This is a genomic window from Pontibacterium sp. (genome assembly GCF_964228735.1).
Taxonomy (GTDB): Bacteria; Pseudomonadota; Gammaproteobacteria; order Pseudomonadales; family Balneatricaceae; genus Pontibacterium.
In genome coordinates this window covers 1-25,913 of sequence record NZ_CAXRBQ010000158.1, presented here as the reverse complement: position 1 = coordinate 25,913, position 25,913 = coordinate 1, and the positions used below count along the sequence as shown (strand labels likewise).

Sequence of the window (25,913 nt, the reverse complement as noted above, 5' to 3'; positions counted from 1 at the left end):
TTGTTTGGAGCGCGAATCTGAGCACAAAAAAGGGCGCATCGAAGTGCGCCCTTTGCGATGTTAAGATCGATTAACGATCCGCCATACGCTTGTACTTGATACGCTCAGGCTGGTGCTCTTTGCCGTGACGACGTTTGTAGTCTTCCTGGAACTCGGTGTAGTTACCTTCGAAGAACTCAACTTTGGAGTCGCCTTCGTACGCCAGCATGTGGGTACAGATACGGTCCAGGAACCAACGGTCGTGCGAGATCACTACCGCACAGCCCGGAAACGCCAGCAGCGCTTCCTCAAGTGCACGCAGGGTTTCTACGTCCAGATCGTTGGTCGGTTCGTCAAGCAGCAGGACGTTGCCGCCCTCTTTCAGCAGCTTCGCCATGTGCAGACGGTTGCGCTCACCACCGGACAGGTCTTTAACAAACTTCTGCTGGTCGCCGCCCTTGAAGTTGAAGCGACCGCAGTACGCGCGGGAGGAGGTGGTGTAGTTACCCACCACGATGTTGTCCTGACCGTCAGAGATCTCTTCGAATACGGTCTTGCTACCGTCCAGTTCGCGGCTCTGGTTCACGTACGCCAGCTGTACGGTGGAACCCAGTTCGATAGAACCGGTATCCGGAGTTTCTTCACCGGAGATCATCTTGAACAGTGTAGATTTACCTGCACCGTTACCACCGATGATACCCACGATCGCACCCTGCGGGATGGAGAAGCTCAGGTCTTCGAACAGGACCTTGTCGCCGAATGCTTTAGAAATACCTTTCGCTTCGATCACTTTCTCGCCCAGACGTGGGCCCGGTGGAATATAGATCTCCTGGGTTTCGTTGCGGGTCTGGAACTCCTTGGACTGCATCTCTTCGAACTGCTTCAGACGCGCTTTGGACTTGGATTGACGGCCTTTCTGGCCCTGCTTAACCCATTCCAACTCGGAAGCTACGGACTTGCGGTGTGCCGCTTCCTGCTTAGCTTCCATCTCCAGACGTTTCTCTTTCTGTTCCAACCAGGAAGAATAGTTGCCTTCGTACGGGATACCGCGGCCACGGTCCAGTTCCAGAATCCAGCCGGCAGCGTTGTCCAGGAAGTAACGGTCGTGGGTAATTGCTACCACGGTGCCCGGGTATTCCTGCAGGAAGCGCTCGATCCAGGCTACGGATTCAGCATCCAGGTGGTTGGTAGGCTCGTCCAGCAGCAGCATGTCTGGTTTGTCCAGCAGCAGGCGGCACAGGGCAACACGGCGGCGCTCACCACCAGAGAGGTGCTCAATTTTCGCATCCCATGCCGGCAGACGCATTGCATCCGCAGCGCGCTCCAGCGCAGTGTCCAGGTTGTGACCGTCTTTTGCCTGAATCAGGTTTTCGAAGTGTGCCTGTTTCTTGGCCAGCTCATCGAAGTCTGCGTCCGGCTCAGCGTATGCAGCGTACACTGCATCCAGGCCTGCCAGCGCTTCTTTTACATCAGCAACCGCTTCTTCAACCACCTCGCGAACGGTTTTGGATTCGTCCAGCTTGGGTTCCTGTTCCAGGTAACCCACGTTGATGCCTGGCATCGGGCGTGCTTCACCGATGTACTCCTGATCAACACCCGCCATGATACGCAGCAGGGTGGATTTACCCGCGCCGTTCAGACCCAGTACACCGATCTTGGCGCCCGGGAAGAAAGAGAGGGAGATGTCTTTAAGGATTTCGCGTTTTGGCGGAACAATTTTGCCAACGCGATTCATGGAATAAACGTACTGTGCCATTCGCTCAGAACCTGTCAGTGAATCAAGATGCGGGAATTTTAAACGATTGCGGCTATTAAACGCCAACTTGATACCGGTCAAATATGCCGATGGCACGATTTTCCTTGCGAACTATGCTCATAACAGAAGTGGTCAATTAATAACCAGATAGTTCGGAGGAACCTCAGATGAAAGAACTGGCTCCTTTTAACAGCCTGTTTGATGATGCGTTTTTCGGTGATTTTTTCCGCGGGCGTCGTGGTAGCGGCGAGATGATGCCTGCCATTGATGTGAAGGAAGACAGCAAGGGGTATCACATCAAAGCGGACCTGCCGGGTGTGGAAAAGGACGACATCAAGGTAACGCTGAATAATGGTGTCTTAAGCGTGACTGCGGAAACCCACAAGGAGGAGTCGGAAGAGAAGGAAGGCAAGGTGATTCGGCGTGAACGTCATGTAGGGCGCTACAGTCGCTCCATGTCTGTGGGACGTGACATTGATCCAGCTTCAATCAAGGCAAGCTTTGAGAACGGCGTGTTGTCACTGGACCTGCCAAAGCTGGAACAGCAGCCACCTGAAAGCACCCATATCCGTATTGAATAACCCTAAATCGTTTCTGTTGCTTAAAGCCCTGCACCCGTTGTGGGGCTTTTTGTATATGAATCCCACTGAAGAATTTTTGAGGTCGTTTCAAGTGATGCAAATGTCGCATTCAGGTATAATGCGCGTTTTCTAAAAAGCTGTATCAGGTTGACCCGGTCAAGCCGGTAGCCGACAACTGCACAGTCGCCCCAACCTGGACACTTCTATACCTACCTTAGGGGACCGCCACACCATGTTTAGCAAAGATATGTCGATCGCTGATTTTGATGCTGACCTGTACGCTGCAATGCAGTCAGAGGCTACACGTCAGGAAGAGCACATCGAGCTTATCGCTTCCGAAAACTACACCAGCCCACGCGTAATGGAAGCGCAGGGTTCCGTACTGACTAACAAATACGCTGAAGGTTACCCGAACAAGCGTTACTACGGTGGTTGTGAGTACGTTGACGTAGTTGAACAGCTGGCTATCGACCGTGCATGTGAACTGTTCGGTGCGACCTACGCAAACGTACAGCCACATTCCGGTTCTCAGGCAAACGCCGCTGTTTACATGGCGCTGTGCCAGCCGGGCGACACTGTTCTGGGTATGAGCCTGGCACACGGTGGTCACCTGACCCACGGTGCAAGCGTGTCTTTCTCCGGTCGTATCTACAACGCGGTACAGTACGGTCTGAACCCGGAAACCGGTGAGATCGATTACGCGGAAGTTGAGCGTCTGGCTGAAGAGCACAAGCCTAAAATGATCGTAGCGGGCTTCTCAGCTTACTCCCGTGTGGTTGACTGGCAGTGTTTCCGTGACATCGCGGATAAAGTAGGCGCATACCTGTTTGTAGACATGGCGCACATCGCGGGTCTGATTGCTGCAGGCGTATACCCAAGCCCACTGCCATTCGCGGATGTTGTAACCACCACTACCCACAAAACACTGGGCGGCCCACGTGGTGGTCTGATCGTGTCTGCTAACGCTGACGAAGATCTGCAGAAGAAACTGAACTTCGCTGTATTCCCTGAATCTCAGGGCGGCCCGCTGATGCACATCATCGCGGCGAAAGCTGTGTGCTTCAAAGAAGCACTGGAAGATGAGTGGAAAGCGTACCAGGCACAGGTTGTTAAGAACGCACAGGCGATGGCTGAAACCTTCATCGCGCGTGGTATCAACATTGTATCCGGCGGTACCGACGATCACCTGTTCCTGGTTGACCTGATCGACAAGGATATCACTGGTAAAGATGCTGACGCAGCCCTGGGCCGTGCCAACATCACCGTGAACAAGAACTCCGTACCAAACGACCCACGTTCTCCGTTTGTGACTTCCGGCCTGCGTATCGGCTCCCCTGCAATCACTCGTCGTGGTTTCAAAGAGGAAGAGTCTGTTCAGCTGACGAACTGGATCTGCGATGTCCTGGAAGATATCAACAACGAAGAGACTATCGCCAAGGTTAAAGAGCAGGTGAAAGACCTGTGTGCACGTTACCCGGTCTACAAGTAATACCGGAAAGCCTGTACAATCCGGGGGCGGCCAATAGGTCGCCCTTTTTATTTGTGGGTAGATAACCGTTTTATCGCTTTTGTTGTCTGCTCTTTCGCTCTTTTTTGACAGGAAACGGCCATGCATTGTCCATTTTGTGCTGCGAACGAAACCAAGGTTGTGGATTCCCGTCTGGTTGCTGAAGGCCAGCAGGTCCGCCGTCGTCGCGAATGCACCCACTGTCACGAGCGATTTACCACCTACGAAGCCGCCGAACTGCTGATGCCGCGCCTGATCAAGGCCGACGGCTCCCGCCAGCCATTTGATGAAGACAAGCTTCGCGCCGGTATTCACCGCGCGCTGGAAAAACGTCCCGTTTCCATGGAAGAGTTTGAAGCGTCCATCAACCGGATCAAGCACCGTTTACGTGCAACCGGTGAGCGTGAGCTGCCATCGCGTCAGGTGGGTGAGGAGGTGATGTCTGAGCTGCGCAAGCTGGATGAGGTGGCGTACGTACGTTTTGCGTCCGTGTATCGCAGCTTCCAGGACATTAACGAGTTTAAAGAAGAGATCGATCGCCTGTCTGCTGATCAGGACGTGGCAGGGGATAAAGGGTGAGCACATTTTCCGTAGCTGACCGCCGCTGGATGGCACGGGCGATTCAGCTCGCTGATCAGGGGCGTTACACCACCCAACCTAATCCGCGTGTAGGTTGTGTCATCGTACGTGATGACGAGCTGGTGGGTGAGGGCTATCACGTGCGGGCCGGAGAAGGGCACGCCGAAGTGAATGCCTTGCGCATGGCTGGAGATCAGGCCCGTGGCGCGACGGCGTACGTCACCCTGGAACCGTGCAGCCACTTCGGCAAGACACCGCCGTGTGCAGAGGCGTTAAAAGGCGCAGGCGTTGCACGGGTTGTATCAGCAATGGTTGATCCGAACCCACGGGTGGCCGGGCGTGGTATCCGTATTTTGCAGGATGCCGGAATCGACGCCTCCCATGGTTTGCTGGAAGCCGAAGCCAAGCTGCTGAATCCGGGTTTTATCAAACGCATGGAGCAGGGCTTGCCCTATGTGCGTGTCAAAACCGCCAGCAGCCTGGACGGTCGTACAGCCATGCAGAGCGGTGAGTCCCAGTGGATCACCGGACCTGCTGCACGCAGTGATGTACAGCGCTTACGTGCGCAGAGCTCCGTCATCGTGACCGGTGTGGATTCCATCCTGCACGACGATTCGTCGCTGACGGTACGCGAACAAGAGCTGCAATTGGACAACGCGGCACTGGTGACCGAGAAACAGCCACTGCGTGTGGTGATGGACAGTCAACTCCGTATGCCGCTGCAGGCTAAAATCCTGACGCAACCAGGACGTACGCTGATTGCCACCCTGAGTGATGATGCGGAGAGAACGGCGCAGCTGGAAACTGCAGGTGCTGAAGTGATTCGCTTCGACGCTGAAAATGGGCGTGTATCCGTTACAAAGCTGCTGCGATATCTGGCAAGTGCAGAACAGTGTAACGAGTTGTTGGTGGAAACCGGTGCAACGTTGGCCGGCGCATTTATCAGTGCCGGAGTGGTCGATGAGCTGGTGGTCTATCAGGCGATGACCCTGATGGGTTCCGATGCCCGACCGATGTATGAACTACCTTATACACAGATGGCGCAGCAGATTCGCATGCAACTGCTGGACAGCCGGATGCTGGGCGATGATCTGAAACTAACCTTGCGCCCGGTGTTGGCTGAGAGTAACGAGAGTAATTAATGTTTACTGGAATTGTTGAAGCTGTAGGTACGATCGCCGCTGTGGAAGAGCAGCAGGGCGACCTTCAGCTTTATATCCGTACCGGTGATCTGGAGCTGGCGGATGTGAAACTGGGTGACAGTATTGCCGTGAACGGTGTCTGCCTGACCGCAATCGATCTGCCGAGTGACGGTTTCTGGGCTGATGTATCCCGTGAAACCCTGACCCATACCCGCTTTCCATCGCTGGCCGTAGGCGAGAAGGTGAACCTGGAAAAGGCGTTGATGCCAACCAGCCGACTGGGTGGCCACATTGTGACCGGCCACGTGGACGGCCTGGGTGAAGTGGTCGATCGCCGCGACGATGCCCGTTCGGTGCGTTTTACTATCAAAGCACCAGCAGCGTTGGGGCGTTATATTGCAGGTAAGGGTTCAATCACCGTGGACGGCACCAGCCTGACCGTAAACGCAGTGAACGGCGACCTGTTCGAGCTGAACATTGTCCCGCACACCGTGCAGGAAACCATTATCGATCACTACGTACCGGGTCGGCAGGTGCACCTGGAAGTGGACATTATTGCTCGCTACCTGGAACGTATGCTGGGCTACCGCAGCGCAGAACCTGAGGAAGAGTCCCAGGAAAGCAGTGGCGGCCTGACACTGGATAAGTTGGCAGAATTCGGATTTACAAACCGCAGAGGCGGATGAGACTAGAGCAATGAAACTGAATACAACTCAGGAAATTATCGACGATATCCGTCAGGGCAAAATGGTTATCCTGATGGACGACGAAGATCGTGAGAATGAAGGTGATCTGGTGATCGCGGCCGAAATGGTGCGCCCGGACGATATCAACTTCATGGCAACCCACGCGCGTGGTCTGATCTGTCTGACACTGACCCGTGAGCACTGTGAAAAGCTGAAATTACCTCTGATGGTTCAGAGCAACGGCGCACAGTTCTCCACCAACTTCACCCTGTCCATCGAAGCGGCAACGGGTGTAACTACGGGTATTTCCGCGGCTGACCGTGCGCACACCGTGCGTGTGGCGGTAAAAGACAGTGTGCAGCCGGAAGATATTGTTCAGCCGGGGCACATCTTCCCGCTGATGGCACAGCCAGGTGGTGTTCTGAGCCGTGCCGGTCACACGGAAGCAGGTTGCGACCTGTCCCGTCTGGCAGGCCTGACCCCAGCGTCCGTGATCGTTGAGATCATGAACGAAGACGGCACCATGGCGCGTCGACCAGATCTGGAAAAGTTTGCGGAAAAGCACAATCTGAAGATCGGCACTATCGCGGATCTGATTCACTACCGCACCACCAACGAACACACGGTTACGCGCGAGAGTGAAGGTGTATTGCCAACTGAGTTTGGCGATTTCAACTACATCACCTACCGTGATGAGATTCAGGATTGTACCCACCTGGCACTGACGCTGGGAGACGTGGAACCGGAGAATCCAACCATGGTCCGTGTACACATCCGTAACGAAGTGATGCGTGATGTCGTGGGTGCTGCGCAGGGTGATGAGCGCAAATGGACGGTGCGTAAAGCGCTGCAGCGTGTTGCCGAAGAGGGCAACGGCGTTGTGCTGCTGCTGGACACCGGTACGCGAATCGATCTGGGTGAAGCGCTGGAAGGCGTGCTGGTCGGTAAGAAGAAATCGAAAGTGGATGTGAGCTCCTCTGGTGCCTACCTGACGGTGGGTACGGGTTCTCAGATCCTGCGTGATCTGGGCGTGCGCAAAATGCGCCTGCTCAGCTCCCCGATGAAGTTTAATGCGATCTCCGGTTTTGATCTGGAGATTGAAGAATACATCCCTTGTGAAGAGTAAGCTGGATAAGAATCATGGCAGTGAAAACGTTTGAAGGCGATTTTATCAGCGGCAACGGCAAGTACGCGATCGTAGTTGGCCGTTTCAACGCATTCGTAGTTGAGAGCCTGCTGGAAGGCGCAATGGACACCCTGAAGCGTCACGGTGTAGATGAAGACAACATTCGCGTAATCCGCGTACCGGGTGCGTTTGAGATCCCTCTGGCAGTGAAAAAAGTTGCTGCGCAGGGCGATGCCGATGCGATCATCGCACTGGGTGCGGTTATTCGTGGTGGTACGCCACACTTTGAGTACGTGTCCGGTGAAGCGTCCAAAGGTGTGGCACAGGTATCTCTGGAATACAGCCTGCCGGTTGCGAATGGCATCCTGACTGTAAACAGCATCGAACAGGCGGTTGAGCGTTCCGGTACCAAGATGGGTAACAAAGGCGAAGAAGCTGCCCTCTCCGCACTGGAGATGGTTAGCCTGCTGCGTAAACTTGAGGTCTGAGTGCAGATGAGCGACAACACTGCGCCTAAACCAAAGAAAAAAGTATCCCTGACTGAACAGCGTCGTGCGGCACGTAGTTTTGCCCTGCAGGCGCTGTACCAGTGGCAGATGGCCGGGCAACCGGTCAACGAGATCGACGCTCAGTTCCGTGTGGACAACGAAGCGGAGATGCGTAACACCGACAAGCGCCTGTTCTCAGAACTGCTGACCGGTGTTGCCAGCCGTAAGAGTGAGCTGGACGAACAGTTCAAGCCGTTCCTGGACCGTGAACTGGACGATCTGGATCCGGTTGAGCTGGCGGTACTGCGCATCGGTTCGTACGAGCTGATCCACCGTCTGGAAGTGCCTTACCGTGTAGCGATCAACGAGAGTGTTGAGCTGGCGAAGATCTTCGGTGCAACCGAAAGTCACCGTTACGTAAACGGCGTGCTGGACAAGCTGGCACAGCGTGTACGTATGGCTGAGGTGAAAGCCCGGTCTTCCCGATAAGTAAGGGTTCGCGATGAGCACTTCCTCCCTCGGCGAGTTCGAGCTGATCCGGCGTTACTTTGCAGAGGCATCTACCGATGCCTCTGTTGCGCTGGGGATCGGCGACGACTGTGCATTGCTGTTACCGGAACCCGGTGAGGCGATGGCCGTATCGATCGATACCCTGGTCGAGGGTACCCACTTTCTGTCGGGCACACCGCCCGCGCATCTCGCCACTCGTCTGCTGGGTGCGTCTGTCAGCGACCTGGCTGCGATGGGCGCCCGTCCTGCCTGGTTTACCCTGGCACTGACAGTACCTGATGCCACTGAAGAATGGCTGGAACCGTTCGCGGTAAGCCTGATTAATACTGCGAAGCAGCTGGATATCCGTCTGGTGGGTGGTGACACAACCCGCGGGCCGCTGAGCCTGTCTGCCCAGGTGCATGGCTTTGTGCCTGTGGATAAGGCCTTGAAACGCCGTGGTGCCCAGGTTGGTGATCTGATCTGTGTCACCGGCACACTGGGTGACAGCCGTGGTGGTCTGGAAACGCTGCTCAAGCACGATACTGAGAGTGATCAGGTGCGTTACCTCCAGCAACGTTTCTATGCACCAACCCCACGTCTGCAAACCGGTATGGCCCTGCGTGGTTTGGCAACCAGTTGTGTGGATATCTCAGACGGTGTTCAGGCTGATCTGGGACACCTGCTGGAAAACTCCGCCTTTGGCGCGGATCTTGAGCTGAGTGCGTTGCCTGTTTCTGCACAGCTGGAAGCCTATGCCGGTCTAGAGCAGGCGCGCCAGTGGGCTTTGAGCGGCGGTGAAGATTTTGAGTTGTGCTTTACGCTGCCAGCCGTTGAACGGGGCGTTATCCAGAAACTGCCCGAACCGGTGACAGTGATCGGTCAGATCAGTGCTGAACCGGGTATTCGTATCGATGGTCAGGTGGCGAGCGGTAGCGGCGGTTATGACCATTTTGCCAAGGATTAATCATGAATGTAGTACCGCCGTCGGTCTGGCGTAATCCTGTCCACTTCCTCGCTTTCGGCCTCGGTAGTGGTGCAGCCCCCTTCGCGCCGGGTACCTTTGGTACGCTGGCCGCCATCATCCCTTATTTCTGGTTTCAGACCCTCTCCCTGCCTGCCTATGCCCTGATGCTGCTGATAACCACCCTGGTGGGGATCTGGTTATGTGACAAGACGTCGTCTGATATTGGCGTTCACGACCACGGTGGCATTGTTTGGGACGAGTTTGTGGGTTTCTGGATCACCATGTTTGCAGCCCCCACAGGATTGATCTGGATCCTGGTGGGTTTTCTCTGGTTCCGCCTGTTCGATATCCTCAAACCCTGGCCCATCCGCTGGGCGGACAAACAGGTTTCAGGCGGCTTAGGCATTATGTTGGACGATATTCTGGCCGGTATCTACGCCTGGATTGCACTGCAGGCCACGTTTTTTGCTTCCGGTATAGCGCTAGGTGAAATAGTTCTAAGCAATACCTGACCTTTCAGCTTGGTTTCAGGTTGCTCCTCTAACTTTATCTTCGAGACTTCTAAACAATCTTGGAGAGCCGTCATGAAAACTATCGCTAAACTGTTCGCTGCTGCATTCGTTAGTGTTGTAATGCTGACCTCTCAGGCATTTGCTGCTGGTTCTTTGTATCCACTGGACGGTTGGGGCCACTCTCAGGAAGGTCACATGTCTGCTGAATTTGAAACCATGGATGACATGGATAAAGGCCAGTAACAGAGACTGAAGTCAGGAGAGTGATCATGAAAACCGTTATGAAACTTGCTTCTGCTACCTTCTTGGGCGCTGCTTTGCTCAGCTCTCAGGCAATGGCTGCATCAGGTGCTTTATACGGCTTGGATGCTTGGGAACACAGCCAGGAAGGCCACATGTCCGCTACAGAATCCGGTATCAAACTTGATACGCTGAGAAGTGCGGGTGGCGGTAACGTTGAAGACCCATGGGGCGTGGATATCAATTCCAACTAAGCGTCACATGAAAACTGCTACAGTATACTGGTGGGTCCTGTTGCAAGGGCCCGCTGCTATATGTAGTTTCAGTATTAAGAAGGAACCACCTGTTCTTGTTGGGGAGGTTTAATGATGAGCCATATAAGACGCATGATGCTGGCAGCCCTAATCACTTTGGGTGGTTTTTCTGCGTTGTCGGCCCAGGGTGTGAGTAGCACACCCGGTACAGGTATTGATTCCTCAATGCCAATAACAAGTATGGAGCGCCTTGACGCTGAAGAGTGTCGCGTACTGGCGGAATCCGGTGAAATCCTGACCATGATGGAGTTGATGGACCGGGTGAAAATGCTCACCGATGGACATATGTTGGATACAGCCCTGATCAAGCAGGGTGATATGTACATCTACGAGATGGAGGTTGCGGGTAAGGACGGCGTGGTACGCATGCTGTTGGTTGATGCCCGTACAGGAGACATGATCAAGGAGAAGTAACTCGCTATGAGGGTACTACTGGTAGAGGATGATCCCCAGCTGGGGCCTGATTTGCGGGAAGAGCTTTTACGCTCAGGTTACGCCGTTGACCTTGCCGACAACGGCGTCGACGGAGAGGCGATGGGGTACGAAGATATCTACGATCTTGTTGTGCTCGATCTGGGTCTCCCCCTGCGCTCTGGACTTGAAGTGCTGCGCAACTGGCGTAAGCGCCGTAACAATATTCCTGTTTTGATTCTGACCGCACGATCTGCCTGGCAGGAACGTGTGGATGGTTTTGAAGCCGGTGCCGACGATTACCTGGGTAAACCTTTCCACACCGAAGAACTTCTGGTGCGTATGACGGCACTGTTGCGCCGTGCGAACCAGCAGATCAGCAGCACTCTGGAAGTTGAAGGGCTGGTGCTGAACGAGAAAACCCAATCCGTTACCCTTAACGGGGCTGAAGAAGTGACGCTCACAGGTACCGAATACCGCCTGCTGCGCTACTTTATGCACAACCCCTCCCGTGTACTTTCAAAACTGCAGTTGGTTGAACACCTCTACGATGACGGCGCTGAAAATGACAGCAACGTGATCGAGGCGTACATCAAGATGCTGCGCAAGAAGATTGGCAAAGAACGTATCCAGACCAAGCGTGGTCAGGGATATGTGTTCGTAGCGAATCTCTGAGCCTCGCTATGCTGAACTCCATCCAGACGCGCCTCAACAGCGGATTCCTATTGGTCTCGATCGTGGCTATCGTGGTGCTCTGGCTGGCCAACAGCTGGTACCTGCGTCAAACCGCCTATGACTTTGTCAGTGCGCGCCTGTCCAGTGATGCATATACGATCCTGCGTGCTGTTGAGATGGACGGTAAAGGCGGCTGGCGGGTAAACAGCGAGCTGATTGACCCGGTATATCTCCAGCCGATGTCCGGGCATTACTTCCAGGTGAAGGTGAACGACAAATGGCTCTATTCTCGTTCGCTCTGGGATGAGATGATCCCCACCACCGAAGGTGAGGATATCGGGCAGGAGTATGTGCGTCGTGTGATAAAGTCGGGGCACCCCTGGCTGGTGCTTGATCAGGCCTTTATGAAGGAGGGGCTGAAGGTACAGCTGGTGCTGGCGGAGGACGTTGAGCGTATTGATCAGTCGTTGCAGAAGCAGGGCTGGGCGGTTGCTGGCACCGGGATGATTTTCCTCTTTGTGCTGTTGGCGGTGCAAGCAATGATTATCCGCAGTGGTTTGCGCTCGCTGGTCAGCGTACGCAGCGATATCGCTCGCCTGAAACAGGGCGAAGTGAGGCAGCTTTCCCATGTGAATACCTCGGAAGTTGATCCGCTGATTACCGAGATTAACTATCTGGTGCAGGCGATGGAGTTACGCTTGCAGCGCTCGCGTAATGCCGTTGGCAATCTGGCCCATGCAGCTAAAACGCCGCTGACAGTGCTGGATCGTCAGATTGAGGCGCTTAAACCAAGGGAACCCGCTTTAGCGGAAGATATGCGTGAGCAGTCGGTACGCCTGCGTGATCTGATGCAGCGTGAGTTGACCCGCGCCCGTATTGCCGGTGCCGCGTTGCCAGGGCAGCGGATCTATCTGCTACCGGAGATGGATAAACTGCTGCGCACGCTGAAGGCGATCTACCGTGACAAAGGCCTCAGCTATCAACAGCGCGTCAGCGACAAAATTTACTTTCCGGGTGAGCGTGATGACCTGATGGAGTTGTTGGGCAACCTGATGGATAACGCCAGCAAGTGGGCGCACTCCAAGGTGTCTGTGTCGGCTGATGCCGATGAAAACTGCATTACCATGGTGATCGAAGATGATGGGCCGGGTATTGCGGAAGACCAGATTGAGCGCCTGCTGACCCGCGGGGAGCGGCTGGATGAATCCACCGATGGTCATGGATTGGGGATGAGTATTGTGACCGATATTGTGCGTCAGTACGGCGGACAATTGGCCCTGGATCGATCCGAGCGTCTGAACGGCTTACGGGTCACCATTATGCTGCCGCTTCACACGAAAGCAGAGTTTCCGATTTCGCAACAATCGGAAGAAGTCGCCTGATTTCTAGCTGAAAATGGCCTGTAATCGACCTGACTACGGGCATTTTTACCAAAATACCCTTCTTATTACACTGCAAGTGGTTGTATTTCCCATATGTGCCACCATTAATGCAGGATGCGCCTGATTGCACAAGTCTGTAGAATATCGGGCTTCGATTCTTGAGGTAAGTTGAGTGACTGTTGAGTATGTGGCTTCCTCCAAGCTGCCGACACCTTGGGGTGTGTTCCAGATGGTGGGCTTTGAGGACCAGGAAACCGGTAAAGAGCACGTGGCTCTGGTATACGGGGAACCTAGCGGAGATGCGCCGGTTCTTGCGCGTGTTCATTCAGAATGTCTGACAGGCGATTCCCTGTTCAGCCTTCGCTGTGACTGTGGATTCCAGTTGCAGGAAGCGTTGAAACGCATCTCTGAAGCTGGTGAAGGTGTGTTGCTTTACCTGCGCCAGGAGGGGCGTGGCATCGGTTTGCTAAACAAGATCAAAGCCTACAACCTGCAGGACGGTGGTGCGGATACGGTGGAAGCCAACGAGCAGTTGGGCTTTGAAGCCGATATGCGTGACTACACCATGTGTCAGCCGATGCTGGACCATATTGGTATCAAGCAGGTGCGCTTGATGACCAACAACCCTCGCAAGGTAAAAGCGTTGGAGAAGTACGGTGTAACGGTGGCGGAACGTGTGCCGCTGCAGGTGGGTAAAAACCGTCACAACGAAGAGTATCTGGCAACCAAGATGGGCAAGCTGGGTCACATGATGACCGAACACCACTTCAAGGATGACGAATAAGTCGTTTAGTCCTTACCGCAGATGAGAAAAAGCCGCTGATTCAGCGGCTTTTTTGTGTCTATTTATATCTTGCAGGTGGGTCTTACCTTCCAAGTCGTTGCTGGATCGCGGTGATAATGCCGTTGGCATCCAGTCCACACTCGGCCAATTGCTCGTTGCGTTTTGCATGCTCAATCCACAGGTCGGGAATCCCTAGTTGCAACAAAGGTGTGGTGATGGCTTGTTGGTGTAGATACTCACCCACCGCAGAACCGGCACCACCCTGCAAAGCATGATCTTCCAAGGTGACCAGTAGCTCGTGTTTAGCGGCTAATTGATCAATGGCGTCATGATCCAGCGGTTTTACAAAACGCATATCGACCAGAGTCAGGTCCAGTGCCTCAGCGGCTTCTTTGGCCGCTGGCAGGAGCGGGCCAAAGTTCAGCAATGCTGCACGCTGACCGCGTCGTAAGGTGTTGCTCTTGCCAAGCTCCAGCGGTGCTGACTCACGGTTGACCTCGATACCCGTGCCGCTGCCGCGTGGGTAACGCACAGCTGCGGCGCCTTCGTAGTGATAACCGAGCGACAGCATGTCGTACAACTCCTGCTCGTCGGACGGGGTCATTACCAGCATGCCGGGCACGCAACGCAGGTAGCTAATATCAAAGATACCCGCATGGGTGGATCCGTCCTCACCAACCAGGCCGGCGCGATCGATCGCCAGCAGGATATCCAGATCCTGAATCGCCACGTCATGCACCAACTGATCGTACGCCCGCTGCAGGAAAGTGGAGTAGATCGCCACCACCGGTTTCATAGTGCGGCACGCCATACCGGCCGCGAGTGTGACTGCGTGCTGCTCGGCAATGGCGACATCAAAGTAACGCTCGGCGAAGCGCTCGGAAAACTCGATCAGGTCGGAGCCTTCGCGCATGGCCGGAGTGATGCCGATTAGTTTGCTGTCTTCTTCAGCGGTATCACACAACCAACGGCCAAAGATGTTGCAGAACTTAGGCTTTTTCAGCGCCGGTGTTTTTTGTCCCTGCGGTTCAATTTTGGTCAGGGCGTGATAGCCCACCGGGTCGGCTTCTGCCGGTGCAAAGTCTTTGCCCTTGCGGGTTACCACGTGCAGGAACTGAGGGCCTGGCCGGTTTAACGCGGCGGTCAGTTCAGGCAGTAATGCGTGGAAGTTGTGACCATCCACCGGGCCTGCATATTCGAAGTCCAATGCCTCAAACAGGGCGGCGGTTGTCTCGCCGTCGGTGCGCTTGGTGAGGTTCTTGGCCAGATAGGTCGCCAGGCCGCCGATGTTGTGGGAGATCGACATCTCGTTGTCGTTCAGTATCACCAACAGATTGGCGTTGGTGTGTGCCGCGTGGTTGAGTGCTTCAAAGGCCATGCCGGCTGTCATTGCGCCGTCACCGATCACTGCCACCGTTTTACGGTCCAGCCCCTGCAGTTGGTCAGCCACCGCCATGCCGAGCGCGGCACTAATCGAGGTGCTGGAGTGCCCGACGCCGAAATCGTCGTAACGGCTCTCGGCGCGTTTCGGGAACGGTGCCAGGCCATCTTTCTTGCGGATGGTCTGCATCGCTTCACGGCGTTCGGTCAGGATCTTGTGTGGATAACACTGGTGGCCCACGTCCCAGATCAGGTGGTCGTCCGGGGTTTGCAGCAGGTAGTGCAGGGCGATAGTCAGTTCCACTACACCCAGGCCGGCACCAAAGTGTCCGCCGGTCTGACCTACGCTGTAGAGCAGATAGGCACGCAGCTCCTCTGCCAGCTGTTCAAGGCTGTCAGCCGAGATACCGCGCAGGGCGGACGGACTGTCTATGCGGTCCAGCAACGGGGTTGCCGGACGCTGTTCGGGGATGGTCTGAAACATCAGTGGTCGCGGTTGACGATAAAGTCGGCCAGCTCAACCAGCGGTTGGGCGGCATCACCAAAGGGTTGTACGGCAGCGACGGCTTCCTGGTGCAGTTGGCGCAGCTTTTCTTTTGCGCCGTCCATGCCGAGCAGGGCGGGATAGGTCGGTTTATCCTGTTCGACGTCAGATCCCTGTGGCTTGCCGATGGTTTCAGTATCGCCTTCGATATCCAGGATGTCATCTTTCACCTGGAAGGCAAGACCAATGGCATCGCCGTAGCGACGCAGTTGCGCGAAGGTATCGTTGTCATTGCAGCCGCTGGATAATGCACCCAGGTCGACCGCTGCGTTGAGCAGGGCGCCAGTCTTATGGGCGTGCATTGCTTCCAACTGTTCCAGTGTCAGGCTTTTGCCGACATTGGCCAGGTCAAAGGCCTGGCCTACGACCATGCCACTGTCTCCGGACGCTTTTGCCAGTACCTTCACCATCTTCAGGTTACGGTTCGGCTGTTCTTCGTCCTGGGTCAGCAGTTCAAAGCCAAAACACTGCAGGGCATCGCCGGCCAGGATTGCCGTGGCTTCATCAAAGGCGATATGGCAGGTGGGTTTGCCGCGACGCAGGTCATCGTCGTCCATCGCCGGCAGGTCATCGTGGACCAGGGAATAGCTGTGAACACACTCGATGGCCGCAGCAGGGGCGTCGGCATCTTCAAGCTTGCCCCCCAGCATCTGATTGACCAGATACACCAGTATCGGACGGACACGCTTGCCACCGTTAAACAGGGCGTAACGCATCGCTTCCTGCAGGCGCGGCTCGATACTGTCTTTCAGAACAGTCTGGTCGAGGTAGGCATCAACACGCTGCTGATACTGTTTGAGTGTGTTTTTGATGGTCAAGATTCAGCTATCCTCGCCGCTATTAAAAGGCTGACTCTGCAGCTCGCCGTTCTTCTCGATCAGTACCTGAACCTTCTGTTCCGCCTGATCCAGAATCGACTGGCATTCACGGGTCAGTTTGACGCCCTGCTCGAACGCACCAAGTGCGTCCTCCAGCGAAAGATCACCTTGTTCGATCTGGTTAACCAGCGTTTCCAGTTCGTTCAGGGATGTCTCGAAATCGGTGGTTTTCTTGGCGCGGGGCATGGGGCTTACCTGTGTGTATAGAAGGCGTACACGTTACCGAAGCCGCAGGTATTTATCAATTAGCATAGATTAATCAAATTCATACGTTCGTTTAGGGGGTTAATGCGCGACTTTTTTTGCTATGATGGGTCGCTCATAAAACCTTGAGAATGCTGTGGTTGTGATCTGGAGACTATAGAGTGGATATAGCAACGCTCGTCGGGTTAATCGGCTCCTTTGGCCTGGTTGTCGCTGCGATGGTCATGGGTGGGGATATTGGCGTATTCGTCAACGTGCCGTCCCTGCTGATCGTAATCGTCGGCACCCTCTTCGTAGTGATGATGAAGTACACCCTGGGGACCTTCCTGGGGGTCGGAAAAGTCATCGGCAAAGCTTTCATGTTCAAATCTATCAGCCCGGATGTGATCATCGCGGAAACGGTAGAGCTGGCTGACGCGGCCCGTAAAGGTGGCCTGCTGTCGCTGGAGGACAAAACAGTTAGCAGTGACTTCATGCAGCGCGGTATTCAGCTGCTGGTGGATGGTCACGATCCAGAGGTTGTTAAGACACTCCTTAATAAAGAAGCCAAACTGGCGGCTGATCGTCACGATAACAGTATCACCATCCTTGGCGCGATGGGTGATGTAGGCCCGGCAATGGGGATGATCGGTACACTGGTGGGTCTGGTACAGATGCTGTCGAATATGTCCGACCCGAAATCGATCGGTCCGGCGATGGCGGTCGCACTGTTGACCACACTGTACGGTGCGATGCTGGCAACCATGTTTGCGCTGCCGGTGGCGGATAAGCTGGGCCAGCGCAAGGATGAAGAAGCGCTCAACCAGGCACTGATTACCGACGGTCTGCTGGCGATTCAGGCGGGACAGAACCCGCGTGTTATCGAGCAGATGTTGAAGAACTACCTGCCAGAAGGCAAGCGTGCGACTGACGGCTAACACAGGGTGGATATGTCATGAGTGACGAAGAACACGAATGCCCCCCCTGCCCCGCGGGGTTACCGGGATGGTTGGCGACCTTTGCTGACCTGATGTCTCTGCTGATGTGCTTCTTCGTACTTCTGCTCTCGTTCTCTGAGATGGATGTACTGAAGTTTAAGCAGTTGGCAGGTTCCATGCGCGAGGCCTTTGGTGTACAGAACCAAATCAAAGTTGAGGATGTACCTAAGGGTACTTCTATCATCGCGCAGGAATTTAGTCCGGGCCGACCTGAGCCTACACCGCTGAACGAAGTTCGCCAGATGACGGTGAACAACGATATGAATACCCTGGATATACGCTCGAAAGAGGGTGAACAGGAGATTCAGGATCAGGAGGCGAGCGATGCCTTCGAAGAGATGCAGAAGGAGATGGAGCAGCAGGCCGAAGAGGAAGCTGTGGAGTTTGCGGCTGCACTAGCGAAGGAAATTGGGCAGGGCAGTATCGAGGTCGAATCCGAAGGACGTAAGATCATTATCCGTCTGAAGGAACAGGGTTCGTTCGATTCAGGTCAGGCGGAACTGAAGTTTGAGGCGATTCCGGTACTCGCGAAGATTCGCGACATGCTGCTTACCGTAAAGGGTAAAGTAGCGATCGAAGGACACACCGACAACATCCCGTACAACGGACGTCGTTTTGAGTCCAACTGGGACCTATCTACCGCCCGTGCCTTGGCTGTAGCGCATGAGCTGTTTGGTGACCCACGCATCGAGCAGAAACGTTTCCGTATTCTGGGATACGCAGAAACCAAGCCGCTGACGCCAAACGAAACCCGTGCCCAGCGTTCGCGCAACCGCCGTGTTGAGATTGTGGTGCAGAAGGGCGATGACAAAGAGCTTCTGAAACGCCTGCAGGCAGGTGATCCGGATGATATTCGTCGGGAGAATGAAGCACCGGGCGAGGTGTTCTGATCTTTCAATTGCGTAATACGAAAAAAACCCGGCGATTGCCGGGTTTTTTGTACGTGCTGGAAACTGCTTACTTGGAGTTGTCCAGCATGTACTGGATCGCGCCTTTCAGCTCGGAGTCGCTGCAGTCCATGCACAGGCCTTTAGGAGGCATCGCACCTTTACCGGACTTAGCTACTGCCAGCATCGCATCAACACCCTGTGCTGCACGTGGAGCCCAAGCGGCTGCGTCGCCCAGCTTAGGAGCGCCTGCTGCGCCGCTTGCGTGACATACCGCACACTTAGTGTTGTAAACTTCCTGGCCTGCGCGTTCTGCCATCGCATTGGTGGACATCAGAACAGCTGCAGCTGCAAATACAATCGCCTTTTTCATTGTGGTCTTACCTCAGTGCTCACAAAAGTAGTTTTAGTAGTAAAAGATTCTACTCACCCGAAATCTGGTAAGGGCGCAGTGTAGTCATATCCCCTTAGTACTGTAAATACACAATTGTACGTTAACTGACGCTGAACAATCGTATGGTGGGAAACTGGTCTAAGGGAGTATATGGAAAGGCGGAGCAGGGCGGGTAGGGTAACGAGACTTAACGTCCGCTACCCAGGTGCATGGCGTATTCGGCCTGTTGGCGCTGAATGTTCAGGTTCTGCTGGTTGAAGTTGCGTTCCTGCTGATACTCAGCAATCACCTGTTCCAGCAGGTTTTTCGGCGCAGTCAGCATTTGACGCACATCGTTGATGGTGTAGCCGCGGCTCAGAAGCTGTTTCAGCTGAGCTTGTAGATGCATTTTATCCATTATCTTATCCTCTTTAATTCACCTTTTAATATTGCTCGATGAATATTTCAGAGGTGTTGCAGAATGGCGTATCTTTTGTTGCGGTACACGTTCATCAGAGAATTTATTCCTTTATCGTCAGTCCCAGCTTCTTCTCGGCAGCCTTGATCATCTTTGGATCAAGTTCGGGAGGTGTGATATCGATTCCTTCCGACAGCTGATCCGCTATTGTCTTTAAAACTTGGATGCGGGCAAACCACTTGTGGTTTCCGGCGATCAGATGCCAGGGCGAAGCTTGGGTGGAGGTATACGTCAGCATGTCGTTGATGGCCTCCGTGTACTGATCCCATTTATCGCGGTTACGGATATCTTCCTCCGTGAGCTTCCAGCGCTTGTAGGGATTGTTGAGGCGCTCATCAAAGCGGTGCAGCTGTTCGTCCGGATCGATGTGCAGGAACAGCTTTACGATCCTTACATCATCGTCGCTGAGCATACGTTCGAATTCGTTGATCTCGTGATAGGCTCGCTGCCAGGCGTGTTCCGGGCAGAGCTCCTCAATTCGTTCAACCAAAACACGCCCATACCAGGAGCGGTCAAAGATGGCCCAACTTTTGGGTTTGGGCAGGCGGGTTTGGAAGCGATAGAGATAGTGGCGTCCCTGCTCGTTGGACGTGGGAACACCAATCGGGTGTACCTTAAATCCCCTTGGATCCAGCCGTTCGGTGAGGCGGCGGATGGCGCCGCCCTTGCCGCTGGCATCCCAGCCTTCAAACACGATAATCGCGCGCCGTCCCTGGTGATGGTAGGCCTGTTGGATCGCAAGTATGCGCTTCTGCAACTTCTTCAACTTACTTTCGTAGCTGTCGCGGTCGGTGATGTAACTGCCGTCCAGATCCACGTCGGACAGCTGAGGTGGTTTCTTCTCGATTACGATCTTGCTTGGCTTCTGCATTGCTTTGAACGTCCTGTACGGCTTGAGCCTTCAGGGTAGCCAGTTCCGGAGGGCACAGCAATGTGGTCGTTAGGCATCTGGCTATACTGGGTAAATCGAAGCGATGTATTGATGACATGATGGCAAAGCGATATCTGAGGACTGGATTGGCCAGGGTGGTTATGTTAGCTGCGCTAATCGGGAGTGCGATTTGGCCCGGTCGACCGGTGGTGGGCGCGAGCTGGTCGTTGCACGAGGGGCAGGATCTTGTCGGGCGTGTGTTGTGGCACCGGGTATCCGAGGCTGACACGCTGGTGGCCATTGCGCGGCGTTATGGTGTGGGGTACGACGAGATAGTGCGTGCAAACCCCATGCTCGATATCTGGTTGCCCGAGGCGCAACGCGATCTGCAGTTGCCGCTGCAGTTTGTCCTGCCGTCCGGTCCACGTCAGGGGTTGGTGCTTAATCTGGCGGAGATGCGTCTCTACCACTATCCAGGCGAGGCGCCCAACAAGGTGTACAGCTATCCTGTTGGCATTGGTCGGGAAGGATGGCAGACGCCGGTCACCACCACCCGAATTGTCAGCAAGGTCAGTGATCCCAACTGGTACCCACCCCAATCAATTCGTGAGGAAGCGCTGGCCGCTGGCATCTCTCTGCCGGACGTGATACCTGCAGGCCCGGAAAACCCGTTGGGCAGCCACGCCCTGCGGCTGGGGTTGAGTGGTTATTTGTTACACGGCACCAATCGACCGGCTGGCGTAGGGATGCGGGTCAGCCATGGCTGCATACGTCTGTATCCGGAAGACATTGTGGCGTTGTTTGCACAGGTGGAGGTCGGGACAAAACTGCGAATTGTCGATGAACCGTTCAAGTTGGGTTGGTTAAATGATCAGCTTTACCTGGAGGTGCATCCTGCAGCTTATGCATCAGGTGAGCAGGGTGAACCTGTGGTACCAGCTGCGCTGGGGCGGCTGTTGACGGAAATATATGAAACTCAAGATTTGCAGCTGAACAGTGCTGCTGTCCAGGCCGCTTTGGATGAGGCGAGTGGTGTACCGGTTAAAATAGGGAGGCGCTTGGTACGCCAGCCCTGAAATGTGGGCTGACGGACCTGAATGCGGAGGTTACTTTTGCATGGACTGCTCAAATGCGCGGTTGATACGACGTGTATTGGCCTGACAGCACGCCTGTGCATCCCGTGCCGCTTCCATTGCCGCGGCAGCATCTTGGGAGGCTGCATCGGCTTTTTGAGACGCCTGCTGAGCCATGGACTCTGCCGCCTGGGCACGATCAAGCGCCTGTTGCGCCATCTCTCTCATAGATTCCATATCCGCTGAATTTGTGCTGGCACAGCCTGCCAGTAATGCTGCGAGTACCAAAGGAATAACTTGAGGTTTCATGGGTGTTTCCTCAAAAGGATTTTTAGGGAGTTATCCTTGGAAATTATAGGTGATCAATCGCTTTGTGCCTGTTTTTTGAGCAATAGTTGGCTTTTTCGGCAAGCAGGCAACCTTTCGGTAATCATATCGATTAGTTCAACGCAAACCGGTAGTGGCAATGGCTTTAGTGGGATATAGTGAGTTGATATGTGGATGTTGAGTAGACAGAAGTTTCTTGTGTTGCAGTTGCTGGTTTACGCGTAACCGGTTGCAGGGAATACAGGAAGTGCAGGAGGCATTGCTGAATGGAATGTGGAAACTCTGTACACCAAAGGGATATGCAAGTGCTCAAGGAAAAGCTGGTCGCCGCTGAGCACGAGGTTGAGCTGTTGCGCGCGACGCAGCGTGACTGTCTGGCCTTGCTCGAAAATACCCCGGACTTTGTTTACATCAAAGACGCCGAACACCGTTTTACCTGTGTGAGTAAAGCGTTTGCATATCTGACGGGTCACCAGTGCTGGCGTGAGCTGGTGGGTAAAACCGACTTCGATATCTTCCCCGCTGAACACGCCGAGCGTTACTACCAGCATGAGAAGGCAGTTATCAGGGAAGGGTGTCCGCTGCTCAACCATGAAGAGCCCTATTACAGTCTGGAAGGTGAACTACGCTGGGTCAGTTCCAGTAAACAGCCTGTCATCAACGATCAGGGCGAAGTGGTTGGTCTGGTTGGCATCAGCAAAGACATCACTGAGATCAAGCGTTATCGCGCCAAGATAGAAGCCTTGGCCCGTTATGATCAGCTGACCGGCCTGCTCAACCGCATGATCTTTCAGGACGTTGGTACGCAGATGCTGGCTGCTGCCAGTCGACAGCAGCACGCCGCGTCCGTCCTCTACATCGATCTGGATAACTTCAAGCAGCTGAATGACGAAGCAGGTCACCTGGCCGGGGATGAACTTCTGTGTGCGTTTGGTGAAATGCTGAAAGAGTGCACGCGGGAGTCGGATGTTGTTGCGCGTCTGGGTGGGGATGAGTTTGTCGTGCTGGCCAGTTGTGGCACCACAGAAGCGCAAGCGCAAGAGTTGGCGGAACGGATCTCCCGGCAGTTTCATCGCTTGGAGGAAGTACAGGGCACGGAGATCGACCTGGGGTGTAGCATCGGCATCGCGCGTTTCCCACAGGATGGGCGCTCACTGGATGAGTTGATGAAGCGGGCGGATGAAGCGATGTATCAGGCAAAACGTGAAGGTAAGCACGGTGTTGTGCGCTACGGCCGCCGCAATACTCAGGCCCGTCAGGTGTTGCCTAAAACCTTTCTCGAATAAATAGCTTATGTTGCGAAAACGGCAACGGCGTCATTGCTCTGCGCCATGGAGCCAATCTTGGGTCTGCTATTCTTAGGTTACATCTGAAGAGCAGATCGGTCAGGAAGCACAGCGTCGCGCCTGACAACCGTCTCAGGGATGGCCCTCTCTGAAGTGAGGCTCCTCAATGTTCGCACCCACCACCGTCATTATCGCCATTGTAATGTACATGACGTTGTTGTTTTTTGGTGGCCCAGTGGGTCGAACATCGCGTTGAAAGGAGCAACCGCAACAATCATCCTCTTATCTATGCACTTTCTTACAATGTCTACAACACATCCTTGCCGAACTTTAGTGCCTCCCTCGGCAACACGAAGCGATGGAAACTGAACACAAATCATCGGTGGATGCATTTGCTGAACAGCGGGCGGTGATCGCCCAACTGCAGCAAAAGGTACACGAGTTGGAAGAGCGTCTCGACACAGAGCGAGAGAAGGACTTTCAGCATCGGCTTGAGATACAACGATTAAAGGCTGACAAGAGGGAGCTGAAGGAGCAGTTGGCTGATCTGCACTATCAGAATGAACGTGAGGATTGGCAGCGCCAGCCCAAAAAAAGGAGCAAGCCAGGTGGCGAAGATGAGCAGTAAGGCCACATGAAGTAGCGCTAATTCCGGATTAGAAAAATTTGCATGTTTTTAAGACTAAAGTTGCATCTTGCTGCAGTAACTAGAGCTATACTCGGAACTGAACATATTTATTAATTTTGAAGTTCGGAGACTCGTCGGACATGGCAACTGAGCAGTTCGAAACCCTGAAGGAAATGGGGATAGAAGATGTACATGACATCGAGAAATACACCTCGCGTATCGAAGGTGATATGGATATCCTCAAAATCTACTTCCACCGCCACCAGGGCGAATGGTTTGCCAAAAGCAAAAAGTTCAAGTTCAAGCGCGTACAGAAGGAGATACTGGTGAATGACGGTCTGGTACCGTATCGCTCGACAACCGAGCCATCGCCATTTTTTCTCCGTGCCGTGGCTGAGCTGGACGCTCTCGTAAAAGAAGAGGTGTCTGCTCAGAATAAGAAAGAACAGCTGCTTGAAGAACTGGAACACTTGGAAAAAGTGGTAGCCCGCAAGATCGAGGATATCCGTCGTCAGATCGACGAGATGTAATGATCTTTCCTACAAGGCGCGGCGAGCCTTATCTTGTCGTGCCCTGCTTTCCTCATCCTCCTATTATCTGATCACGTTGCTGCAATAGCTTGTCTGCGGTCTTTACGCCGCGCCCGGATGAAAAACTCACTCTAACGTCTAGGTTCGACTTTGTTCTGTAACAAATATCTCTTATCGTATGCGTACAAACTGGTATACACCAGATTTAATCATTCAATGACAGTTTGACGAGAGCGAACATGCATCCATTTATCCAGCAGATCATCGATCTGTACGAAGCTGAAGGTCACCACACCTACGGTGAAGGCATCAACCAGACCGAGCACGGCGTTCAGTGCGCGGAGCTTGCACGGCGCGCAGGTGAGTCTGCTGAACTGGTGACTGCAGCCCTGCTGCACGACGTTGGCCACCTGATGGCAACCACCGACATCGCCTTTGGCAACTACAAGCATGACTCCATCGGTGCTGAGTACCTGGCGCCGTATTTCCCGCCTTCGGTGACTGAGCCGATCCGCCTGCATGCTGAAGCTAAGCGTTACCTGTGTGCGGTAGAAAAGGGGTATCTGGAAGGTCTGTCGCCGGCGTCTCTGGACTCTCTGCACCACCAGGGGGGCTTGATGAATGAAGAGGAGCAGCAGGCATTCCTGCATGAAGAGTACGCGGAAGACGCGATCAAGCTGCGTCGCTGGGACGACGAAGGTAAGGTGGAAGAGCTGAGCAACAAAACCGTGGCTCACTACCTGGGTAGCATGAACGCTGCGCTTTCCGCGGACGCAACGGCATAACTCCATAGGTAAGGATCAAACGATGGCTAACAATAGCGACATCTTTAAAAAGCAGGGGTACATCGTTCTGCCTCAGGGCCTGAACCAGGACGACATGAAAACGCTGGAGTCCAGCAGCCAGGCGCTGTCCCAGCGTGCAGGTGAGTTGCTGGCAGAACTCGCCGAAAGTGGTGAAAGTCTCAGCGACTACTACAAGCGCCACGACGATGAACTGATCGTGGTACCGGAGATCGATGATCCGTTGAAAGTGTGCCGATACGAATACATTGACGGTTACAGCGAAGCGATCAACACCCAGATTGTGCCTAAGCTGAAGCAGTACATCGAAGAGCTGACCGGTAGCAAATTCCTGCTGTTCAAGGACAAATGCAACGCGAAAAACCCGGGTGGTGGTGCGTTTGATCCACACCAGGACGTGATCGCGTACGACCAGTTCAAGCCAGCCTACCATGTAACTGCTGCAATCTTCCTGGACGATGCCACCGTAGAAAACGGCTGCCTGCACTTCCCGGAAAACTATCTGGAAGATGTGGCAGAGCTGGATTCTCCGCTGACTGAAACCCCGATAGGTAAGCTGCCTGTGTTGGAGAGCTACGACGGAGGTCCGGATAACGGCAATATCTGTCAGGAGATCTGCGACAAGATCCGCTGGAACCTCGTGCCTGCAAAACGTGGTGACGTTGTACTGTTCGACTCCTACGTGCCGCACTACTCCGAGAAGAACAACTCCGATAAAACCCGCCGTGCAATGTTCTTCACCTTTAATGCTGCCGCGGATGGTAACTACTATCAGGATTACTACGCGATGAAGCGCAACGAGTTCGACAATCCGAAGTTCCACGTGGCCACGCCAACGGCGCATGCCAAGCTGGAAGGTTGAGCAAAAAGGGAAAGAAAAAAGGCTGCCTCAGGGCAGCCTTTTTTGCGGGTATTTGGTGGAGCTGGCGGGTTTCGAACCCGCGTCCGCGAATCCTCTGCCTCTAAATCTACATGTTTAGGCTTCTCTATTGAGTTAACCCGTCGCGACCCGAGAGCCAGGGTGCTATGGGCGAGCCTCTTTAAGTTTTAACCGTT

General features: G+C 54.3%; 32 protein-coding genes and 1 other RNA gene. 24 read left to right on the top strand and 9 right to left on the bottom strand.

Annotation, left to right across the window (positions count from 1 at the left end; translation table 11 throughout):
* Window positions 1-70: 70 nt before the first annotated feature.
* Window positions 71-1,735 (bottom strand): energy-dependent translational throttle protein EttA, encoded by a 1,665-nt coding sequence (gene ettA, locus ACEQ15_RS17390; RefSeq protein ID WP_370280521.1) that lies wholly within the window; start codon window positions 1,733-1,735, stop codon window positions 71-73.
* 167 nt (window positions 1,736-1,902) lie between these two features.
* On the opposite strand from ettA, the gene ACEQ15_RS17385 reads away from it, so the two are divergent.
* The 16 genes from ACEQ15_RS17385 to ribA all read left to right on the top strand — a co-directional run bounded on the left by ACEQ15_RS17385 (window position 1,903) and on the right by ribA (window position 13,618).
* Window positions 1,903-2,316 (top strand): Hsp20 family protein, encoded by a 414-nt coding sequence (locus tag ACEQ15_RS17385; RefSeq protein ID WP_370280520.1) that lies wholly within the window; start codon window positions 1,903-1,905, stop codon window positions 2,314-2,316.
* A 232-nt stretch (window positions 2,317-2,548) separates the two neighbouring features.
* Window positions 2,549-3,805, top strand: coding sequence for a serine hydroxymethyltransferase (gene glyA, locus ACEQ15_RS17380; protein ID WP_370280519.1), 1,257 nt, complete (start codon window positions 2,549-2,551; stop codon window positions 3,803-3,805).
* 120 nt (window positions 3,806-3,925) lie between these two features.
* The gene (gene nrdR, locus ACEQ15_RS17375; protein ID WP_370280518.1) at window positions 3,926-4,402 is read left to right on the top strand and encodes a transcriptional regulator NrdR; all 477 of its coding nucleotides are present in this window, start codon (window positions 3,926-3,928) and stop codon (window positions 4,400-4,402) included.
* A complete protein-coding gene (gene ribD, locus ACEQ15_RS17370; RefSeq protein ID WP_370280517.1) occupies window positions 4,399-5,544 on the top strand; it encodes a bifunctional diaminohydroxyphosphoribosylaminopyrimidine deaminase/5-amino-6-(5-phosphoribosylamino)uracil reductase RibD in 1,146 nt (381 codons plus the stop codon). Before nrdR ends, ribD begins: the two co-directional genes overlap by 4 nt.
* Window positions 5,544-6,230, top strand: coding sequence for a riboflavin synthase (locus ACEQ15_RS17365; protein WP_370280516.1), 687 nt, complete (start codon window positions 5,544-5,546; stop codon window positions 6,228-6,230). Before ribD ends, ACEQ15_RS17365 begins: the two co-directional genes overlap by 1 nt.
* Before the next feature lie 10 nt (window positions 6,231-6,240).
* A complete protein-coding gene (ribBA, locus tag ACEQ15_RS17360) occupies window positions 6,241-7,356 on the top strand; it encodes a bifunctional 3,4-dihydroxy-2-butanone-4-phosphate synthase/GTP cyclohydrolase II (RefSeq protein WP_370280514.1) in 1,116 nt (371 codons plus the stop codon).
* Window positions 7,357-7,370: 14 nt separating this feature from the next.
* The gene (gene ribE / locus ACEQ15_RS17355; RefSeq protein WP_370280513.1) at window positions 7,371-7,844 is read left to right on the top strand and encodes a 6,7-dimethyl-8-ribityllumazine synthase; all 474 of its coding nucleotides are present in this window, start codon (window positions 7,371-7,373) and stop codon (window positions 7,842-7,844) included.
* 6 nt (window positions 7,845-7,850) lie between these two features.
* Window positions 7,851-8,333: a transcription antitermination factor NusB gene (gene nusB, locus ACEQ15_RS17350; RefSeq protein ID WP_370280511.1), complete on the top strand. Its 483-nt coding sequence runs from the start codon at window positions 7,851-7,853 to the stop codon at window positions 8,331-8,333.
* A 13-nt stretch (window positions 8,334-8,346) separates the two neighbouring features.
* Entirely contained in the window at window positions 8,347-9,300 is a 954-nt protein-coding gene (thiL, locus tag ACEQ15_RS17345) for a thiamine-phosphate kinase (protein ID WP_370280510.1), read from the top strand.
* A gap of 2 nt (window positions 9,301-9,302) precedes the next feature.
* Window positions 9,303-9,812, top strand: a complete 510-nt coding sequence (locus ACEQ15_RS17340) for a phosphatidylglycerophosphatase A (RefSeq protein WP_370280509.1) — start codon at window positions 9,303-9,305, stop codon at window positions 9,810-9,812.
* Between the two features lie 72 nt (window positions 9,813-9,884).
* A complete protein-coding gene (locus ACEQ15_RS17335; protein ID WP_370280507.1) occupies window positions 9,885-10,055 on the top strand; it encodes a hypothetical protein in 171 nt (56 codons plus the stop codon).
* A 26-nt stretch (window positions 10,056-10,081) separates the two neighbouring features.
* The gene (locus ACEQ15_RS17330; protein ID WP_370280506.1) at window positions 10,082-10,306 is read left to right on the top strand and encodes a hypothetical protein; all 225 of its coding nucleotides are present in this window, start codon (window positions 10,082-10,084) and stop codon (window positions 10,304-10,306) included.
* 114 nt (window positions 10,307-10,420) lie between these two features.
* Entirely contained in the window at window positions 10,421-10,780 is a 360-nt protein-coding gene (locus ACEQ15_RS17325; protein WP_370280505.1) for a PepSY domain-containing protein, read from the top strand.
* A 6-nt stretch (window positions 10,781-10,786) separates the two neighbouring features.
* Window positions 10,787-11,452, top strand: coding sequence for a response regulator transcription factor (locus ACEQ15_RS17320; protein ID WP_370280504.1), 666 nt, complete (start codon window positions 10,787-10,789; stop codon window positions 11,450-11,452).
* Window positions 11,453-11,460: 8 nt separating this feature from the next.
* Window positions 11,461-12,834: an ATP-binding protein gene (locus tag ACEQ15_RS17315; protein WP_370280503.1), complete on the top strand. Its 1,374-nt coding sequence runs from the start codon at window positions 11,461-11,463 to the stop codon at window positions 12,832-12,834.
* A 172-nt stretch (window positions 12,835-13,006) separates the two neighbouring features.
* Window positions 13,007-13,618, top strand: a complete 612-nt coding sequence (gene ribA, locus ACEQ15_RS17310) for a GTP cyclohydrolase II (protein WP_370280502.1) — start codon at window positions 13,007-13,009, stop codon at window positions 13,616-13,618.
* Window positions 13,619-13,700: 82 nt separating this feature from the next.
* On the opposite strand, the gene dxs is transcribed toward ribA, so the two are convergent.
* Genes dxs through ACEQ15_RS17295 form a run of 3 tightly spaced genes read right to left on the bottom strand, consistent with a single transcriptional unit; the run spans window position 13,701 to window position 16,606 of the window.
* A complete protein-coding gene (gene dxs, locus ACEQ15_RS17305; RefSeq protein ID WP_370280501.1) occupies window positions 13,701-15,482 on the bottom strand; it encodes a 1-deoxy-D-xylulose-5-phosphate synthase in 1,782 nt (593 codons plus the stop codon).
* Window positions 15,482-16,360, bottom strand: coding sequence for a (2E,6E)-farnesyl diphosphate synthase (gene ispA, locus ACEQ15_RS17300; RefSeq protein ID WP_370280500.1), 879 nt, complete (start codon window positions 16,358-16,360; stop codon window positions 15,482-15,484). The genes dxs and ispA overlap by 1 nt, the downstream gene beginning before the upstream one ends.
* Window positions 16,361-16,363: 3 nt before the next feature.
* Window positions 16,364-16,606, bottom strand: coding sequence for an exodeoxyribonuclease VII small subunit (locus ACEQ15_RS17295; protein ID WP_282352784.1), 243 nt, complete (start codon window positions 16,604-16,606; stop codon window positions 16,364-16,366).
* Window positions 16,607-16,785: 179 nt separating this feature from the next.
* Between ACEQ15_RS17295 and pomA the strand changes: the two genes are divergently transcribed.
* A complete protein-coding gene (pomA, locus tag ACEQ15_RS17290; protein ID WP_370280499.1) occupies window positions 16,786-17,541 on the top strand; it encodes a flagellar motor protein PomA in 756 nt (251 codons plus the stop codon).
* A gap of 17 nt (window positions 17,542-17,558) precedes the next feature.
* Window positions 17,559-18,491, top strand: coding sequence for a flagellar motor protein MotB (locus ACEQ15_RS17285; protein ID WP_370280498.1), 933 nt, complete (start codon window positions 17,559-17,561; stop codon window positions 18,489-18,491).
* Between the two features lie 67 nt (window positions 18,492-18,558).
* Here ACEQ15_RS17285 and ACEQ15_RS17280 read toward each other — a convergent pair whose 3' ends face one another.
* The 3 genes from ACEQ15_RS17280 to ACEQ15_RS17270 all read right to left on the bottom strand — a co-directional run bounded on the left by ACEQ15_RS17280 (window position 18,559) and on the right by ACEQ15_RS17270 (window position 20,210).
* Window positions 18,559-18,861 carry a cytochrome c5 family protein gene (locus ACEQ15_RS17280; RefSeq protein WP_370280497.1) on the bottom strand — a complete coding sequence of 101 codons (303 nt, stop codon included), beginning with the start codon at window positions 18,859-18,861 and terminating at the stop codon, window positions 18,559-18,561.
* 208 nt (window positions 18,862-19,069) lie between these two features.
* Window positions 19,070-19,279 carry a hypothetical protein gene (locus ACEQ15_RS17275; protein ID WP_370280496.1) on the bottom strand — a complete coding sequence of 70 codons (210 nt, stop codon included), beginning with the start codon at window positions 19,277-19,279 and terminating at the stop codon, window positions 19,070-19,072.
* Window positions 19,280-19,382: 103 nt separating this feature from the next.
* Complete coding sequence (locus ACEQ15_RS17270; protein WP_370280495.1) at window positions 19,383-20,210, bottom strand: polyphosphate kinase 2 family protein; 828 nt, start codon at window positions 20,208-20,210, stop codon at window positions 19,383-19,385.
* A gap of 161 nt (window positions 20,211-20,371) precedes the next feature.
* Here ACEQ15_RS17270 and ACEQ15_RS17265 point away from each other — a divergent pair, with 161 nt between their 5' ends.
* Entirely contained in the window at window positions 20,372-21,286 is a 915-nt protein-coding gene (locus ACEQ15_RS17265) for a L,D-transpeptidase family protein (RefSeq protein ID WP_370280494.1), read from the top strand.
* Window positions 21,287-21,316: 30 nt separating this feature from the next.
* On the opposite strand, the gene ACEQ15_RS17260 is transcribed toward ACEQ15_RS17265, so the two are convergent.
* Window positions 21,317-21,592, bottom strand: coding sequence for an Lpp/OprI family alanine-zipper lipoprotein (locus ACEQ15_RS17260; protein WP_370280493.1), 276 nt, complete (start codon window positions 21,590-21,592; stop codon window positions 21,317-21,319).
* A 323-nt stretch (window positions 21,593-21,915) separates the two neighbouring features.
* Between ACEQ15_RS17260 and ACEQ15_RS17255 the strand changes: the two genes are divergently transcribed.
* From ACEQ15_RS17255 to ACEQ15_RS17235, 5 genes are all read left to right on the top strand, one after another.
* The gene (locus tag ACEQ15_RS17255) at window positions 21,916-22,896 is read left to right on the top strand and encodes a diguanylate cyclase domain-containing protein (RefSeq protein WP_370280492.1); all 981 of its coding nucleotides are present in this window, start codon (window positions 21,916-21,918) and stop codon (window positions 22,894-22,896) included.
* 358 nt (window positions 22,897-23,254) lie between these two features.
* Complete coding sequence (locus tag ACEQ15_RS17250; protein ID WP_370280491.1) at window positions 23,255-23,524, top strand: hypothetical protein; 270 nt, start codon at window positions 23,255-23,257, stop codon at window positions 23,522-23,524.
* 140 nt (window positions 23,525-23,664) lie between these two features.
* Complete coding sequence (locus ACEQ15_RS17245; RefSeq protein WP_370280489.1) at window positions 23,665-24,054, top strand: DUF3461 family protein; 390 nt, start codon at window positions 23,665-23,667, stop codon at window positions 24,052-24,054.
* A 239-nt stretch (window positions 24,055-24,293) separates the two neighbouring features.
* Window positions 24,294-24,839: an HD domain-containing protein gene (locus ACEQ15_RS17240; RefSeq protein ID WP_370280488.1), complete on the top strand. Its 546-nt coding sequence runs from the start codon at window positions 24,294-24,296 to the stop codon at window positions 24,837-24,839.
* A 22-nt stretch (window positions 24,840-24,861) separates the two neighbouring features.
* Entirely contained in the window at window positions 24,862-25,719 is an 858-nt protein-coding gene (locus tag ACEQ15_RS17235; RefSeq protein ID WP_370280487.1) for a phytanoyl-CoA dioxygenase family protein, read from the top strand.
* Between the two features lie 53 nt (window positions 25,720-25,772).
* On the opposite strand, the gene ssrA is transcribed toward ACEQ15_RS17235, so the two are convergent.
* Window positions 25,773-25,913, bottom strand: a transfer-messenger RNA (tmRNA) gene (gene ssrA, locus ACEQ15_RS17230); the annotation flags it as partial.

Excerpts from the sequence above, each read along its gene's own strand:
- ettA (WP_370280521.1), bottom strand. The coding sequence starts at position 1,735 with ATGGCACAGTACGTTTATTCCATGAATCGCGTTGGCAAAATTGTTCCG.
- ACEQ15_RS17385 (WP_370280520.1), top strand. The coding sequence starts at position 1,903 with ATGAAAGAACTGGCTCCTTTTAACAGCCTGTTTGATGATGCGTTTTTC.
- glyA (WP_370280519.1), top strand. The coding sequence starts at position 2,549 with ATGTTTAGCAAAGATATGTCGATCGCTGATTTTGATGCTGACCTGTAC.
- nrdR (WP_370280518.1), top strand. The coding sequence starts at position 3,926 with ATGCATTGTCCATTTTGTGCTGCGAACGAAACCAAGGTTGTGGATTCC.
- ACEQ15_RS17365 (WP_370280516.1), top strand. The coding sequence starts at position 5,544 with ATGTTTACTGGAATTGTTGAAGCTGTAGGTACGATCGCCGCTGTGGAA.
- ribBA (WP_370280514.1), top strand. The coding sequence starts at position 6,241 with ATGAAACTGAATACAACTCAGGAAATTATCGACGATATCCGTCAGGGC.
- ribE (WP_370280513.1), top strand. The coding sequence starts at position 7,371 with ATGGCAGTGAAAACGTTTGAAGGCGATTTTATCAGCGGCAACGGCAAG.
- nusB (WP_370280511.1), top strand. The coding sequence starts at position 7,851 with ATGAGCGACAACACTGCGCCTAAACCAAAGAAAAAAGTATCCCTGACT.
- thiL (WP_370280510.1), top strand. The coding sequence starts at position 8,347 with ATGAGCACTTCCTCCCTCGGCGAGTTCGAGCTGATCCGGCGTTACTTT.
- ACEQ15_RS17340 (WP_370280509.1), top strand. The coding sequence starts at position 9,303 with ATGAATGTAGTACCGCCGTCGGTCTGGCGTAATCCTGTCCACTTCCTC.
- ACEQ15_RS17335 (WP_370280507.1), top strand. The coding sequence starts at position 9,885 with ATGAAAACTATCGCTAAACTGTTCGCTGCTGCATTCGTTAGTGTTGTA.
- ACEQ15_RS17330 (WP_370280506.1), top strand. The coding sequence starts at position 10,082 with ATGAAAACCGTTATGAAACTTGCTTCTGCTACCTTCTTGGGCGCTGCT.
- ACEQ15_RS17325 (WP_370280505.1), top strand. The coding sequence starts at position 10,421 with ATGAGCCATATAAGACGCATGATGCTGGCAGCCCTAATCACTTTGGGT.
- ACEQ15_RS17320 (WP_370280504.1), top strand. The coding sequence starts at position 10,787 with ATGAGGGTACTACTGGTAGAGGATGATCCCCAGCTGGGGCCTGATTTG.
- ACEQ15_RS17315 (WP_370280503.1), top strand. The coding sequence starts at position 11,461 with ATGCTGAACTCCATCCAGACGCGCCTCAACAGCGGATTCCTATTGGTC.
- dxs (WP_370280501.1), bottom strand. The coding sequence starts at position 15,482 with ATGTTTCAGACCATCCCCGAACAGCGTCCGGCAACCCCGTTGCTGGAC.
- ACEQ15_RS17295 (WP_282352784.1), bottom strand. The coding sequence starts at position 16,606 with ATGCCCCGCGCCAAGAAAACCACCGATTTCGAGACATCCCTGAACGAA.
- ACEQ15_RS17285 (WP_370280498.1), top strand. The coding sequence starts at position 17,559 with ATGAGTGACGAAGAACACGAATGCCCCCCCTGCCCCGCGGGGTTACCG.
- ACEQ15_RS17280 (WP_370280497.1), bottom strand. The coding sequence starts at position 18,861 with ATGAAAAAGGCGATTGTATTTGCAGCTGCAGCTGTTCTGATGTCCACC.
- ACEQ15_RS17275 (WP_370280496.1), bottom strand. The coding sequence starts at position 19,279 with ATGGATAAAATGCATCTACAAGCTCAGCTGAAACAGCTTCTGAGCCGC.
- ACEQ15_RS17270 (WP_370280495.1), bottom strand. The coding sequence starts at position 20,210 with ATGCAGAAGCCAAGCAAGATCGTAATCGAGAAGAAACCACCTCAGCTG.
- ACEQ15_RS17265 (WP_370280494.1), top strand. The coding sequence starts at position 20,372 with ATGTTAGCTGCGCTAATCGGGAGTGCGATTTGGCCCGGTCGACCGGTG.
- ACEQ15_RS17260 (WP_370280493.1), bottom strand. The coding sequence starts at position 21,592 with ATGAAACCTCAAGTTATTCCTTTGGTACTCGCAGCATTACTGGCAGGC.
- ACEQ15_RS17250 (WP_370280491.1), top strand. The coding sequence starts at position 23,255 with ATGGAAACTGAACACAAATCATCGGTGGATGCATTTGCTGAACAGCGG.
- ACEQ15_RS17245 (WP_370280489.1), top strand. The coding sequence starts at position 23,665 with ATGGCAACTGAGCAGTTCGAAACCCTGAAGGAAATGGGGATAGAAGAT.
- ACEQ15_RS17240 (WP_370280488.1), top strand. The coding sequence starts at position 24,294 with ATGCATCCATTTATCCAGCAGATCATCGATCTGTACGAAGCTGAAGGT.
- ACEQ15_RS17235 (WP_370280487.1), top strand. The coding sequence starts at position 24,862 with ATGGCTAACAATAGCGACATCTTTAAAAAGCAGGGGTACATCGTTCTG.